A 12,777-nucleotide genomic window follows, 5' to 3' on the forward strand; every position below is an offset into this window, starting at 1 on the left:
CCAATTCGTCCGAAAGGATCACATCATGCTTGAAATTCGCAATCTGCACGCCCGTATCGCCGAGGACGGCACAGAGATCATCCGCGGCCTGAACCTGACCGTGAAGGCTGGCGAAGTTGCCGCCATCATGGGCCCCAACGGTTCCGGCAAGTCCACGCTGTCTTACATTCTGTCCGGTCGTGAAGACTACGAAGTGACCGAAGGCGAGATTTTGTACAACGGTGAAAACATTCTGGAGCTTGATCCGGCCGAGCGCGCCGCCAAGGGCATCTTCCTTGCGTTCCAGTATCCGGTTGAAATTCCGGGTGTTGCGACCATGCAGTTCCTGAAGGTTGCCATGAACGAGCAGCGCAAGGCACGCGGCGAGGCGGAGCTTTCGACGCCTGATTTCATCCGCAAGGTCAAAGAAGCGGCTGCCGAGTTGAAGATCAACCCGGACATGCTGAAGCGTCCGCTGAATGTTGGCTTCTCCGGCGGCGAAAAGAAGCGCGCCGAGATCCTGCAGATGGCGCTGCTTGAGCCGAAACTGTGCGTTCTCGATGAAACCGATTCCGGTCTCGATATTGACGCTCTGAAGATCGTTGCCGATGGCGTGAACGCGCTGAAATCGCCTGATCGCGCCGTCATCGTGATCACGCACTATCAGCGCCTGCTGGATTACATCGTGCCGGATACGGTTCACGTCCTCTACAAGGGGCAAATCATCCGCACTGGCGACAAGGAACTGGCGCTGGAACTGGAAGCCAATGGCTATGCCGATATCATCGGTCAGGCCGCCTGAGCTCGCTGCGAAAGGAATTTTGGCATGAACATGCAGACACAAAGTCGCCAGACGGCGGCGGAAGCTGCGCTGCTGGACAGCTACAATGCCCAGATCGGCGAATTGCCGGGCAATGGAGCCGTTATCAGCGCACGTGACCGCCTCGTGGACGATCTCAAGAACAACGGGCTTCCGACACGTCGTGTCGAGGCCTGGCACTATACGGATCTGAAGACGCTTCTGCGCAATATCCCGGCAAGCGGCCCGGCGGCATCTGTACGCAACCCAGCCCCACTGGTTGAAGGGGCCGCGTTGATCAAGACGCAGCAGGGTGAAGTGGACGGAAACGTCTCTGTAGAGGGTATAGTCGTCGGTTCCTACGCGGATATGCTGCGGGAAGGGACTGCTGCACCGGGTCTTTCGGTCATCGACAAGGATGATACGATCGGCAGGATCAATGGCAGCTTCGTGCGCGATGGTTATGTGCTGGAGTTTCCGGCAGGGGCCGAAATTTCACAGCCGATCGAGATTCAGGCACTGCATGGCGCCGGACAGGCCCATACCCGGTTCCCGGTCAGCTTTGGCGCTGGTGCGAAGGCAACGGTGATCGAGCGGCATATCCAGACCACGGATGGGCAGGCTTTCGTCTCTTCGGTCAGCGATATTTCGCTGGAGGATGGCGCCGAGGTTACCTGGATTGTCGTGCAGGAGCAGGGCGCGGACGATACGCATCTGGCACAGGTGCGCGTGCGCGTTGGCGATAACGCCAAGCTTCGCCTGTTCGTCATCAATGCCGGTGGCAAGCTGGTGCGCCAGGAACTGCGCATCGACGTTGCGGGTGAGGGTGCTGATCTCCAACTACGGGGTGTGAACCTTCTGGGTGGTGATACCCATACGGACGTGACGCTGGTGCTGGGGCACAACGTGCCGAACACGACGTCGACGGAAATTTTCCGCAACGTGGTGTTCGACCGCGCGCGCGGCGTTTTCCAGGGCATGATCAAGGTTGCTCTGGATGCGCAGAAGACCGATGCGCGCATGGCCTGCAACACGCTTCTGATGTCGGATGATGCCGAGTTTGCCGCGAAGCCGGAACTCGAAATCTTTGCGGATGACGTGCAGTGCGGGCATGGCGCAACAGTCGCTGATATCGACGACAACCATCTGTATTATCTGATGGCCCGTGGCATCCCACGCAGCAAGGCGCGCGCCATGCTGGTCAACGCGTTCGTAGCCGAAATCGTTGAAGAGCTGGAAGATGAGGCGCTTGTCGAAGCGCTTGAGGCGATCATTTCCAATTGGCTGGAAAAGCATGCCTGATTGACTTTACCGCAGGCAGGGGCGCTGGCCCATGCCTGCGGGCGACGCAGATGATGGCGCGGCCAGTTGAGCCGCCGGTGAGATAGCTGCCCATGACCTACGATGTCGAAGCGATCCGTCGCGACTTCCCAATTCTGTCAACAACTGTGCACGGAAAACCGCTTGTCTACCTCGACAATGGAGCATCCGCGCAAAAGCCGCAGTCGGTGATCGACGCGATCAGCCATGCCTATTCGGCAGAATATGCCAATGTGCATCGTGGGCTTCATTACCTGTCCAACGCGGCAACCGAAGCCTATGAAGCTGCACGCCAGAAAGTGTGCAATTTCCTGAATGCTGGCTCGGTGGACAATGTGGTGTTCACCAAGAATTCGACGGAAGCGATCAACACTGTGGCCTATGGCTGGGCAATGCCACACCTCAAGGAGGGTGATGAAATCGTTCTGACGGTTCTTGAGCACCACTCCAACATCGTGCCGTGGCATTTTCTGCGCGAGCGTCAGGGCGTGAAACTGGTGTGGGTGCCGGTTGATGATGAAGGCGCTTTTCATCTCGAAGAATTCGAGAAATGCCTGACGGATCGGACACGTCTGATTGCGATCACCCAGATGTCGAACGCGCTTGGCACGGTTGTTCCGGTGAAGGATGTTTGCCGTATCGCCAAGGAACGCGGCATCCGTGTTCTCGTCGATGGGAGCCAGGGCGCTGTCCATATGCCGGTCGACGTGAAGGACATCGATTGCGACTGGTACGTGATGACCGGTCACAAGCTCTACGGTCCATCCGGCATCGGTGTTCTTTACGGCAAGCCGGAGCGTTTGCACGAAATGCGCCCGTTCCAGGGTGGCGGCGAGATGATCATCGATGTCGCGGAAGATTTCGTGACCTACAATGATCCGCCGCATCGTTTTGAGGCTGGCACGCCGCCCATCGTTCAGGCAATCGGGTTAGGTCATGCGCTCGATTACATCGAGAAAGTCGGGAGAGAAGCGATTGCGCGCCATGAGGCTGACCTGACGGCCTATGCGAATGAGCGTTTGCGGGCCATCAACTCGCTTCGCATCATCGGAAATGCACCCGGCAAGGGTGCAATCTTCTCGTTTGAGCTTGCCGGCATCCACGCTCATGATGTCTCCATGGTCATTGATCGCAAGGGCGTCGCGGTGCGGGCGGGCACCCATTGTGCCATGCCGCTCTTGAAACGCTTCGGCGTAACTTCCACTTGCCGTGCATCATTCGCGATGTACAACACCCGCGCCGAAGTCGATGCGCTGGCCGATGCGCTGGACTATGCGCGAAATTTCTTTGCTTAGGGACGAAATGATGTCGACCGAAGAAACCATACCGAAGTGGGATGCCCGCGAGGGCATCATCCAGTCCGCCATTCCGCCCGAAGAAGTGGCCCGCCTTTCCGATGACATAATTGCGGCGCTCAAAACCGTCTATGATCCGGAAATCCCGGCGGACATCTTTGAACTTGGCCTCATTTACAAGATCGATATCGAAGACGACCGCATGGTCAAGATCGTGATGACCCTGACGGCACCGGGCTGCCCGGTCGCAGGCGAGATGCCGGGTTGGGTTGAAAACGCCGTTGGCGCTGTTGAAGGCGTTTCCGGTGTTGAAGTTGAAATGACGTTCGATCCGCCGTGGACGCCTGAGCGCATGTCGGAAGAGGCGCAGGTTGCCGTCGGCTGGTATTAACTGGTTCCGCCGACTGTTGGGAATCATTGATCCTTAAGCCTCAAGCGACTACATTCAGACCGAAACCTCCGGACCTTGAATCCGGATGCGTTAAGGAGATCAGGCCAATGGGCTTTGTAGTAATGAGCATGACCGACGCTGCCGCAGGTCGCGTCAAGGCAATCGTCGAAAAGTCTGGCCCGGATGCTAAGGGCATTCGCGTCGGCATCAAGAAGGGAGGCTGCGCCGGTATGGAATATACCGTTGATCTGGTGACTGAGCCGAATCCAAAGGATGACCTGATTGAGCATGCCGGGGCGAAGGTGTGGATCGAACCCTCTGCTGTGCTTTATCTTCTTGGTACACAGATGGATTTTGAGACGACACAGATGCGGTCCGGCTTCATCTTCACGAACCCGAACCAGACCTCGGCATGTGGATGTGGTGAATCCGTCGAATTGAAGCCCGCCGATTTGGCAGCGCTTGCCAAGCAGCGCGCAACTGAAAGCCCTTCTGCCTGAATGAATCGGTAAGATCGCAATAGTGCACAAATCAGACCCCGCGTTCGCTGCGGGGTTTTTTGCTGGCTTATCAGATGTTCTCGCTCAAGTAATCGAGCAATTGTTCTGTTGCCGTATAGGCTTCCTGGCCATTTCTTTGCTGGATGGCCCTGATGATGCTGACATGGAGTGTGACCGACCGGTCCATTGCAGAGGTTGTCGCGGTGGAGAACCAGAGCCGGCGTGCATGCGTTTGGAGTGGCGCCAGGGAACCGACAAGAAACTTGTTGGGGCAGGCCTCCTCGACAATTTCGTCAAAACGCTTGTCAGCAGACAGGAACGCATTCACGTCTCCCGTTGCAGCCGCAGCGCCCATATCTCGCGCGCAGTTGACCATTCTGCGACGCTGCTCTTCGTTTGCATGAGTCGCCACTAATTCTGCCGCCATGGGTTCCAAACGACGGCGAACGCCGAGAATATCGCGATAATCGGACGGAATGATTTCGGAGATCTGCAGCCCGATTCGGGCACGCACCGCGAGCAGGCCTTGCCATTCCAGCTTCTGGATCGCTTCACGAACGGGCGTGCGTCCATGACCGGAGAGATCGATCAACTGTTTCTCTGTCACCAGCGTGCCTGGCTTGAGCTTCAAGGTGACGATCAGGTGCTCAAGCGCCCGATAGGCTTGGCGGCTGTAGGATTCCTGTGCTGCGGGGGAGGCGTCGACTTCATCCATGATGCGTTGATATACCAGTTAGAAACACCGCTCAACGCACCTGTTGATATATCAGCAACCAATGGCACTATTCGTGGCGAAGGGCGTCGATTGGTTTCATCATGGCTGCACGTCTTGCGGGAAAGTAGCCAAAGATCATGCCGATCACGGCGGAAAAAACGAAGGCAATGGTGATGATTGTGGGGTTTACCACGAAAGGGACCCTTAACAGTGATACCACGCCATAGGCCAAACCCAAGCCAAGCAGAATTCCGCTAATGCCGCCGAAAAGCGAAAGCATGACTGCCTCGACCAGAAACTGCCGGAGCACCTGACCTTCCAGAGCGCCAATTGCAAGGCGGATACCGATTTCGCGGGTGCGTTCCGTAACAGACACCAGCATGATGTTCATGATGCCAATGCCGCCGACCAGCAGGCTTACGGCTGCAACGGAACCCAGAAGTCCGGTCAATAGCGCGGTTGTTCCTGTCATGGCGGATGCAATCTGGGTCATGTCGCTGACCGAAAAATCATCCTCTTTGCCGAATGCAATCCGCCGGCGTTCGCGCAGAAGAGTTTCCACCTGCGCCTGAACCTTGGCCGTCGAGACACCATCAGCAGCTGACAGAGTAATGCTGGAAATGGTCGTTGTGCCGCCAATTCGCCGTTGATGCAGCTTCAGTGGCATGATGATGGCATCATCCTGATCATCGCCCATCCCGGACTGGCCCTTTGCCGCGAGAACGCCGATAACAGGACAGGCTACCGTTCCGATACGGACAACCTGTCCAACGGGATTGCCGGATCCGAAGAGCTCCCTACGGATCGTATCTCCGATGATACAGGCCGCCTGACCTCGTTCCTCGGCTGATGTGAAGCTGCGACCGTTTGCTAGTGTCCAGTCTTGAGAGAGAAGATAGTCGTTTGTTGATCCGATGATGCTGGTCGAACGGTTTTGTCCGCCAACGACCGCTGTCTGCGTCGACCTGTTGATCGGAGCAACGGCCCTCAGGCCGGAAATCTGCTCCTGGATCGCCACTACGTCTGACTCAGTAAAGCGCTTGGCCTCGACGCTGGCGCGACCCGGCCCCCATTGTCCTGGTCGGACGAAAAGAGTGTTGGTTCCGAGGCGAGACAGCTCTTCGCGGACTTTGGCTGTCGTGCCGTTCCCGACCGTTACCATGGCGATGACAGCGGCGACGCCGATGACGACACCAAGCACCGTCAGAAAGGATCGAAGCATGTTGCGGGTGATGGCACGCCATGCCAGTTTCATCGTCTCAAAAAGCATGGACCGTACCCTTCTCATTGGGCCTGTCGATGGCAATCCTGCCGTCTGTAAAACGCACCAGCCGCTGGGCACAGGCTGCAATGTCTTCTTCATGCGTGACGATGACGATCGTGATTCCCTGCTGACGGTTCAGGTCCGTCAGAAGTTGCATGATCTCATCGCTTGTTTTCGTATCCAGATTGCCGGTGGGCTCGTCTGCCAATAACATCGTGGGATTCGTGACGATTGCGCGTGCAATGGCCACACGCTGTTGCTGACCGCCGGAAAGTTCTTGTGTCGTGTGGCTTTCGCGCCCCTTGAGGCCAACCTGATCCAACGCCTTCATTGCAAGGCTGCGGCGCTGGCGCGCTTCCATGCCACGATAGACGAGGGGGAGTTCCACATTTTCAACTGCCGATGTTCGTGCCAGCAGATTAAAGCCCTGGAACACGAAACCCAGCATGTGCCGCCGTAGAAGCGTCAACTGACGACCGTCGAATCCAGATGTGGCGATACCCTGGAAGAAATATTCACCGGAGGTTGGGACGTCCAGACAGCCAAGTATGTTCATGGCTGTGGATTTGCCCGAACCTGAAGGACCCATGATCGCAACAAATTCACCCGCCTTGATGGACAGATCGACATTGGCAAGCGCTCGGATACTTGCCTCCCCGCGGCCATATGTCTTGCACACATCGCGAAGCTCTATGAGAGGGTAGGTGGTCATTTCAGTCATTGACTTCCACGCACGGACGCAGCGGTGATGAGTTCATCGCCCTCACGAATATCTCCAGACTTTACGATCGTGAACTGTCCATCGGTCGCACCCGTTTCGATGACGATGCGTTGAACTTCATCGCCACGCTGGACCCAGATCGTACGGCTCTGCTTGCCAGCGGATTCGGCATCCTGAGTGCTCCGGTTCCGGGATGCGCCAGGCGGACGCGGCGTTCGAAAAAGCCTATTCAGAATGCTGCCAGATTCTTGTGTCGCTGTTGGAGCCGGTGAATACCGCAGCGCCATATTGGGAATAAGAAGAGCATCCTTCACAGACTGAACAACTATGTCTGCCGTAGCGGTCATGCCTGGTCGTAACAGCAAAGCACCATTATCCACGGCCAGCACCGCTTTGTATGTCACCACATTGGATACAGTTTCAGAGGCGAAACGGACTGCCTCGATTCGGGCAGGGAAGGTGCGGTCTGGGTAGGCATCAACTCGGAAATTCGCATGTTGTCCCTCACGGACCTGGCCGACGTCAGCTTCGTCTACGGACACCTGCAGTTCCATTTCTTTCAAGTCACCGGCTATCGTGAAGAGAACAGGTGCGGACAAAGACGATGCGACTGTTTGACCCGGCTCGACTGCCCGGGTCAGGATGACGCCGTCGATGGGTGATACGATGCGAGCCTTTCCAAGATTGACTTCTGCAAGTTTGAGATCTGCCTCTGAAGACAGGACGCTACTCTGGTTTATCTCGCGCGTGGCCAGAGCCGCATCGTAGGCATATTGCGCTGTATCAAGCTCCTGCTGACTTGAGATCCGATTCGTGACAAGGGATTTCAGTCGTTCCAATTGTGTTTTGGCGGAGCCGAGTTCGGCCTCTGCTTTCAGGACATTGGCTTTGGCCGAAGCCAGCTTTGCTCGGGCGCTCTGAACGTCGGCCTGAAGTTTGTTGGTATCCAGTTCTGCCAGAACTTCACCGGCGCTGACCGGCGAATTGAACGTGACATTGACCTTGCGAATAGTACCGGAAAGCTCGCTGGAGATCTCCACCTTGTTTGTCGGTTGGACCGAACCGGTTGCGGTGACCATAACGTCGAGATCACCGCGTTTGGCCGGAATCGTTTTGTATATGACTGTTGCCTGCCGATTCTCCGAATAGAGATAACCTGCGGATACCATTGCTGCCAGCGAGAGAAAGACCAAGGACCAGAGCATTTTTCTCCCAATGCTTCGGCTCGTTCTTGATTCAAGCAGCACGCTATTCAAATCAGGTTTTCTTGGAAAAGCGTCCGAACTTTCGCCGGTCGTTCTCTCTTCGCTTGCCTTCATCAGCCAGCATCTCCCACGGGAATGGATACCAAAATTGTCAAGTTTCGCGTGACACGAGTCTGCGGTCTTGCATAGTTAAAAATCTGTAAGGCTAACCGTTAGTGATGTTTCGAAAGGAACATTGTTGAATGAAAATTGATGAGTTAATGCTGAGGGCGCCTCCATAACGAGGTGATTTAGGGGATAATTCGATGAAATTGCGACACGTTGTTGCGTTTTCGGCCGCTTTCGCGGCTTTGGCGTCCTCCGCAAAAGCGGAAGATCTCGTGTTCATGCTGACGAACAATACACGTTCTACGCTTGAACGCTTTTATACATCACCTGTTGGTGTCAACGACTGGGAAGAAGACGTATTCGGTAACGACGTTCTTCAGCCCGGTGAAAGCATCAAAATCACCATTCGCGATGGTCGGACAGTGTGCAAGTACGACATGCGCTTCGAGTTTACTGAAGATTCTGACCTCGATACCACAGAAGATACGCAGAACCTCTGCGAGCTTGGCTCCTATACCATTCATGAATGAGAGCGGCTCCCAACTGCTCTGACGGGATCCTTTGCTGCATGACTGCGCTTAGATGCAGGCAGCAGCAAAGGAGATCCAGCAATTATTGAACCAAGCCGTATCCGCGAGCATGCAGAAGTAATTGGAGCCGACGGAGTGCATGTCGGCACCGTTGTTCGCGTTAAAGATGGCCGAATCAAGCTTACAAGGCGTGATCGCGTGCGTCGCTCAACAAATGGCGCGGAGGCAGCCAGCTTCGAAGAAGAGCCCGATGGTAAAGGCATTCATTGAGAAAGATTATTGTCCACAATCCAATTTTTTGCCCTTTGCGGGTTGACCGCAGAGGGGCATCTGCCTATGTTCCGCCCACTTTCAAGGCGCCAGGCGCTGTTGGTGAGAGAGCATAGCTCAGCCGGTAGAGCAACTGACTTTTAATCAGTAGGTCCAGGGTTCGAATCCCTGTGCTCTCACCACTTTCTCAAATATGTTCAGAAACTTAACAAACGTGCGTTCTGCTGGTTTCCAGTGGTTAAGAATGATCGGGAATATTTGAAGCGTGTTACCAATCTTACTGCGTGATCCGCTTTGACCACATAAAGCTCCTGATACCGGTCACCAAACTCGTCCCGGACATCATAGCTAAACGAACTTCCGACAGGTGCATTCACGATTGGTGACCGACCCCATAGTGAGGCTGTCGGGAAATGGCTTTAGTGAATCGGTCATATCGAGCATCCGGCGAGAACTAGGAGGATGGTCAGGTGTTTCATCTAGGCATTCCTTTCGTAACCACGCCGCATCCATGCATCATTCACCCACAATCAGCACTTGGCGATATCCTGCCACATTGCCCTTCCAAGGTCCCGAATGTCTTGCTGGCTCTCGCAGATGTAACCAGCTGAGTGAAGCTAGGAAAAATGTGTTTGAAATGAAATACTCCAAGGGTGTCCATTCCGATCGGCAGGAGCAGCGTCAAGTGCTGCGTACCCGCGAATACGCAGTTCATCTCACCAAAACGGCGGCGTGATGCCGCTCGTCCATCATGTCACTCTCCATCGGCCTACGAACCTACTCGGTTTCATTGTAATGTCTCTTGTGGGCCTGCTCCAGAATATGAGCGCAGCTGCGGAAGTGGGCTGATATGGAAACCGTCGCAGCTTTCCAACACATCATACGAGGCAAGGATTGGGCTTGCTGCTCCCCAGTGGAGCGATTTGACTGGCGAGTACAGATTGGACTTGAGAGCGAAACCCCCGGCGGACGGGTTCGTGCGCCTGTCGCGTTTTGGGCGCGGATCGTTGACCAGCCATCCAACTTTGCGGCAAGCAAAGCCGCCCGTGAGGTGAATTTCGGTTATGCGACCGAGACCGGCGTGGCAGACTTGGCAATTTCTCAACAGGTCAAACAGATCCTAACCAAGAGGCTCGATATTGAGGTCAGACGATGCCTTACTCTTCAATATGACCGAACCGACAACCATGTTGATTTTTCGGACCTGGAGCAATCACTTAAGCTAACCCACGTTCCTACCGATGCAGCTTTTGGTCTGCAGGTATCAGCGGAGCCGGGCTTGAGAAAGCTTTGACCGGCAGTCACCGTCGAGAAGCGGTTTTCATCGCATTTGAAAGTCGTTGGTACACTTTCCAATATAACGAGCACACAGCCGAATGCTGCGGTATGGGGACGCTATTCGATCCGATGGTGGGGTACATCCGTTACCGGATGCGCCACCTTTGCTGATTGCGTACCTTGGCTGTCGCTTTGAAAGCTATATCAGCGTTCTGTCCGAACCAGGCAACAAGCGCCCCAGTGTCTCCGTCGCTGCAGGCTTCCAAAACGATAATGGCCGCGCCCCCGAGTCAGGTGCGCGGCCTTACGTGTTTTGACTTCATGAAGAGGCATTTTCGAATGCCTCCGATCCACTTGGGAGCATTTCGAGTAAAAAGCTGGATTACCTGAAACGCTTTCGACTCACATCATGTACCCTCATGCAAAACCGCTGAAGCAGTTTTGGTAGAGTGCGCTAGTGAAGAATCTGGCTCAGGAAGAGCTTGGTCCGCTCGTGCTGTGGATTATCGAAGAACTCTGCCGGTGAGTTCTGCTCGACAATTTGACCCTGGTCCATGAAGATAACCCGGTTTGCCACCTGACGGGCGAAGCCCATCTCGTGCGTGACGCAGAGCATGGTCATACCCTCTTCTGCGAGGCTGACCATAGTATCCAGAACTTCCTTGACCATTTCCGGGTCGAGCGCCGATGTCGGCTCGTCGAACAGCATGATCTTCGGCTTCATGCAGAGTGAGCGAGCAATAGCAACGCGCTGCTGCTGGCCGCCGGAAAGCTGTCCCGGATATTTGTGAGCCTGTTCCGGAATCTTGACGCGCTTGAGGTAGTGCATCGCAATTTCTTCCGCTTCCTTCTTGGGCATCTTGCGGACCCAAATTGGGGCAAGCGTGCAATTCTCAAGGATTGTCAGATGCGGAAAGAGGTTGAAATGCTGGAAGACCATTCCAACTTCGCGACGAACCTCATCAATCTTCTTGAGATCATTCGTCAATTCGATGCCGTCAACGACGATCTGGCCGGATTGGTGTTCTTCCAGACGATTGATGCACCGGATCATCGTAGACTTACCGGAACCGGAAGGGCCTGCGATGACGATACGTTCTCCACGCATGACCTTCAAATTAACATCTCGGAGAACGTGGAAGTCTCCATACCACTTGTTCATGTTGCTGATCTGGATTGCGACGTCGGTATCAGAGACCGCCATGGTCGCGTTCTTGGTGTTTTGTGCGGACATGAAATTCTCCTATTAACGCTTGTGACCGGTATCGAGATGACGCTCCATGAAGAGCGAATAGCGAGACATCCCGAAGCAGAAGATCCAGAACACGAAGCCAGCAAACAGATAACCGGTCACAGGCGTCACAGGTGTTGCCCAATTCGGGTCAGACTGGTTGAGGTTTACGATGCCGAGCAAGTCGAACATGCCGATGATGGAAACCAGCGATGTGTCCTTGAACAGGCCGATGAAAGTGTTGACGATGCCCGGGATGACCAGCTTCAGAGCCTGCGGCAGGATGACAAGGCGTGTCTTCTGCCAGTAGCTCAGGCCGAGCGAGTCGGCACCCTCATATTGTCCGCGTGGCATAGCCTGCAGACCCCCACGCACCACTTCCGCCATGTAGGCTGATGCGAAGATCGAAACACCGATCAAGGCGCGGAGCAGCTTGTCGAATGTCCAGCCATCCGGCAGGAACAATGGCAGCATAACGCTGGCAAAGAACAGAACCGTGATCAACGGTATGCCACGAACGACCTCGATGAACAGGATGCAAAGCATCTTGATGGCCGGTAGGTTCGACCGTCTTCCCAGAGCCAGAAGAATACCAAAGGGCAGGGATACCGTTATCCCGAAGAACGACAGTATCAGGGTGACCATGAGGCCGCCCCACAGTTGCGTTTCGACATAAGGCAGACCAAATCCGCCCGTCAGAAGGAAGAATGATACGGTTGGCAGAATGATGAACAGCGCCAACGCATTCCAACCCTTGAAAGGTGCTTTGGGGATAAGCATCGGGATCAGGAGAAGCGTGAAGGCAACCATAACGGTGATTGGACGCCAGCGTTCCTCAAGCGGATAGCGACCGAAGATAAACTGCTCGAACTTCGCCGAAACGAAAGCCCAGCAGGCACCATATTGACCATCTGGCAAAGCACCGCCCTGCGACACTGTCGTGCAGGCTGTACGGTTTTCGCCGGTCCAGACCGCATCGATGAAGACGAAGCGGAAAATGGAAGGAAGAATGTAGGCCAGTAATGCAATAGCAACAATGGAGAAGATGATATCGCGGGGAGTCGCGAACAGATTGACCTTCAGCCAATGGCCAATGCCTTTTGCATTCGATGGCGCTTCGCGCGCGGCGACCATTTCCTTACGAACGTAGGTAAAATCGACATTCGCCATC

General features: G+C 55.0%; 14 protein-coding genes and 1 tRNA gene. 9 read left to right on the forward strand and 6 right to left on the reverse strand.

The genetic code is table 11. The annotated features are described in order from the left end of the window. Positions 1–25 precede the first annotated feature (25 nt). The 5 genes from sufC (at position 26) to sufA (ending at position 4,284) form a co-directional block, all read left to right on the forward strand. Positions 26–781, forward strand: a complete 756-nt coding sequence (gene sufC, locus E8M78_RS04325) for a Fe-S cluster assembly ATPase SufC (protein ID WP_137133890.1) — start codon at positions 26–28, stop codon at positions 779–781. Between the two features lie 24 nt (positions 782–805). Then, complete coding sequence (gene sufD, locus E8M78_RS04330) at positions 806–2,080, forward strand: Fe-S cluster assembly protein SufD (RefSeq protein ID WP_137133891.1); 1,275 nt, start codon at positions 806–808, stop codon at positions 2,078–2,080. A gap of 92 nt (positions 2,081–2,172) precedes the next feature. Next, on the forward strand, positions 2,173–3,393 hold the full coding sequence (locus tag E8M78_RS04335; protein ID WP_137133892.1) for a cysteine desulfurase: 1,221 nt from the start codon (positions 2,173–2,175) through the stop codon (positions 3,391–3,393). 10 nt (positions 3,394–3,403) lie between these two features. After that, on the forward strand, positions 3,404–3,784 hold the full coding sequence (locus E8M78_RS04340) for an SUF system Fe-S cluster assembly protein (protein ID WP_062554788.1): 381 nt from the start codon (positions 3,404–3,406) through the stop codon (positions 3,782–3,784). A gap of 107 nt (positions 3,785–3,891) precedes the next feature. Further along, a complete protein-coding gene (gene sufA, locus E8M78_RS04345; protein ID WP_137133893.1) occupies positions 3,892–4,284 on the forward strand; it encodes a Fe-S cluster assembly scaffold SufA in 393 nt (130 codons plus the stop codon). A gap of 70 nt (positions 4,285–4,354) precedes the next feature. Here the strand turns inward: sufA and E8M78_RS04350 are convergent, their stop codons facing one another. The 4 genes from E8M78_RS04350 to E8M78_RS04365 form a co-directional block, all read right to left on the reverse strand. Next, a complete protein-coding gene (locus E8M78_RS04350; RefSeq protein ID WP_137133894.1) occupies positions 4,355–4,999 on the reverse strand; it encodes a GntR family transcriptional regulator in 645 nt (214 codons plus the stop codon). Positions 5,000–5,066: 67 nt separating this feature from the next. Continuing rightward, positions 5,067–6,269, reverse strand: a complete 1,203-nt coding sequence (locus tag E8M78_RS04355; RefSeq protein WP_137133895.1) for an ABC transporter permease — start codon at positions 6,267–6,269, stop codon at positions 5,067–5,069. Next, positions 6,259–6,975, reverse strand: coding sequence for an ABC transporter ATP-binding protein (locus tag E8M78_RS04360; protein ID WP_137133896.1), 717 nt, complete (start codon positions 6,973–6,975; stop codon positions 6,259–6,261). The genes E8M78_RS04355 and E8M78_RS04360 overlap by 11 nt, the downstream gene beginning before the upstream one ends. A 5-nt stretch (positions 6,976–6,980) precedes the next feature. Further along, on the reverse strand, positions 6,981–8,189 hold the full coding sequence (locus E8M78_RS04365) for an efflux RND transporter periplasmic adaptor subunit (RefSeq protein ID WP_246658220.1): 1,209 nt from the start codon (positions 8,187–8,189) through the stop codon (positions 6,981–6,983). Between the two features lie 305 nt (positions 8,190–8,494). Here E8M78_RS04365 and E8M78_RS04370 point away from each other — a divergent pair, with 305 nt between their 5' ends. From E8M78_RS04370 to E8M78_RS04385, 4 genes are all read left to right on the forward strand, one after another. Next, positions 8,495–8,827, forward strand: coding sequence for a hypothetical protein (locus tag E8M78_RS04370; protein ID WP_137133898.1), 333 nt, complete (start codon positions 8,495–8,497; stop codon positions 8,825–8,827). Between the two features lie 81 nt (positions 8,828–8,908). Continuing rightward, positions 8,909–9,097: a DUF2171 domain-containing protein gene (locus E8M78_RS04375; protein WP_137134005.1), complete on the forward strand. Its 189-nt coding sequence runs from the start codon at positions 8,909–8,911 to the stop codon at positions 9,095–9,097. 106 nt (positions 9,098–9,203) lie between these two features. Beyond that, a tRNA-Lys gene (locus E8M78_RS04380) sits at positions 9,204–9,279 on the forward strand. Positions 9,280–9,947: 668 nt separating this feature from the next. Further along, positions 9,948–10,391 carry a hypothetical protein gene (locus E8M78_RS04385; RefSeq protein WP_137133899.1) on the forward strand — a complete coding sequence of 148 codons (444 nt, stop codon included), beginning with the start codon at positions 9,948–9,950 and terminating at the stop codon, positions 10,389–10,391. Between the two features lie 438 nt (positions 10,392–10,829). Here the strand turns inward: E8M78_RS04385 and E8M78_RS04390 are convergent, their stop codons facing one another. Together E8M78_RS04390 and E8M78_RS04395 are read right to left on the reverse strand one after the other, a co-directional pair. Next, positions 10,830–11,609 carry an amino acid ABC transporter ATP-binding protein gene (locus tag E8M78_RS04390; RefSeq protein WP_281405051.1) on the reverse strand — a complete coding sequence of 260 codons (780 nt, stop codon included), beginning with the start codon at positions 11,607–11,609 and terminating at the stop codon, positions 10,830–10,832. 12 nt (positions 11,610–11,621) lie between these two features. Then, on the reverse strand, positions 11,622–12,776 hold the full coding sequence (locus E8M78_RS04395; RefSeq protein WP_137133900.1) for an amino acid ABC transporter permease: 1,155 nt from the start codon (positions 12,774–12,776) through the stop codon (positions 11,622–11,624). Between the last annotated feature and the right edge of the window lies 1 nt (position 12,777).

This window comes from Rhizobium sp. FKY42 (assembly GCF_005222835.1).
Lineage (GTDB): Bacteria > Pseudomonadota > Alphaproteobacteria > Rhizobiales > Rhizobiaceae > Neorhizobium.

What these genes read in the sequence shown, in the direction of transcription:
- sufA (WP_137133893.1), top strand. Translation starts at nt 3,892, where the DNA reads ATGGGCTTTGTAGTAATGAGCATGACCGACGCTGCCGCAGGTCGCGTC.
- E8M78_RS04355 (WP_137133895.1), bottom strand. Translation starts at nt 6,269, where the DNA reads ATGCTTTTTGAGACGATGAAACTGGCATGGCGTGCCATCACCCGCAAC.
- sufC (WP_137133890.1), top strand. Translation starts at nt 26, where the DNA reads ATGCTTGAAATTCGCAATCTGCACGCCCGTATCGCCGAGGACGGCACA.
- E8M78_RS04370 (WP_137133898.1), top strand. Translation starts at nt 8,495, where the DNA reads ATGAAATTGCGACACGTTGTTGCGTTTTCGGCCGCTTTCGCGGCTTTG.
- E8M78_RS04385 (WP_137133899.1), top strand. Translation starts at nt 9,948, where the DNA reads ATGGAAACCGTCGCAGCTTTCCAACACATCATACGAGGCAAGGATTGG.
- sufD (WP_137133891.1), top strand. Translation starts at nt 806, where the DNA reads ATGAACATGCAGACACAAAGTCGCCAGACGGCGGCGGAAGCTGCGCTG.
- E8M78_RS04395 (WP_137133900.1), bottom strand. Translation starts at nt 12,776, where the DNA reads ATGGCGAATGTCGATTTTACCTACGTTCGTAAGGAAATGGTCGCCGCG.
- E8M78_RS04360 (WP_137133896.1), bottom strand. Translation starts at nt 6,975, where the DNA reads ATGACCACCTACCCTCTCATAGAGCTTCGCGATGTGTGCAAGACATAT.
- E8M78_RS04390 (WP_281405051.1), bottom strand. Translation starts at nt 11,609, where the DNA reads ATGTCCGCACAAAACACCAAGAACGCGACCATGGCGGTCTCTGATACC.
- E8M78_RS04340 (WP_062554788.1), top strand. Translation starts at nt 3,404, where the DNA reads ATGTCGACCGAAGAAACCATACCGAAGTGGGATGCCCGCGAGGGCATC.
- E8M78_RS04335 (WP_137133892.1), top strand. Translation starts at nt 2,173, where the DNA reads ATGACCTACGATGTCGAAGCGATCCGTCGCGACTTCCCAATTCTGTCA.
- E8M78_RS04365 (WP_246658220.1), bottom strand. Translation starts at nt 8,189, where the DNA reads ATGCTCTGGTCCTTGGTCTTTCTCTCGCTGGCAGCAATGGTATCCGCA.
- E8M78_RS04350 (WP_137133894.1), bottom strand. Translation starts at nt 4,999, where the DNA reads ATGGATGAAGTCGACGCCTCCCCCGCAGCACAGGAATCCTACAGCCGC.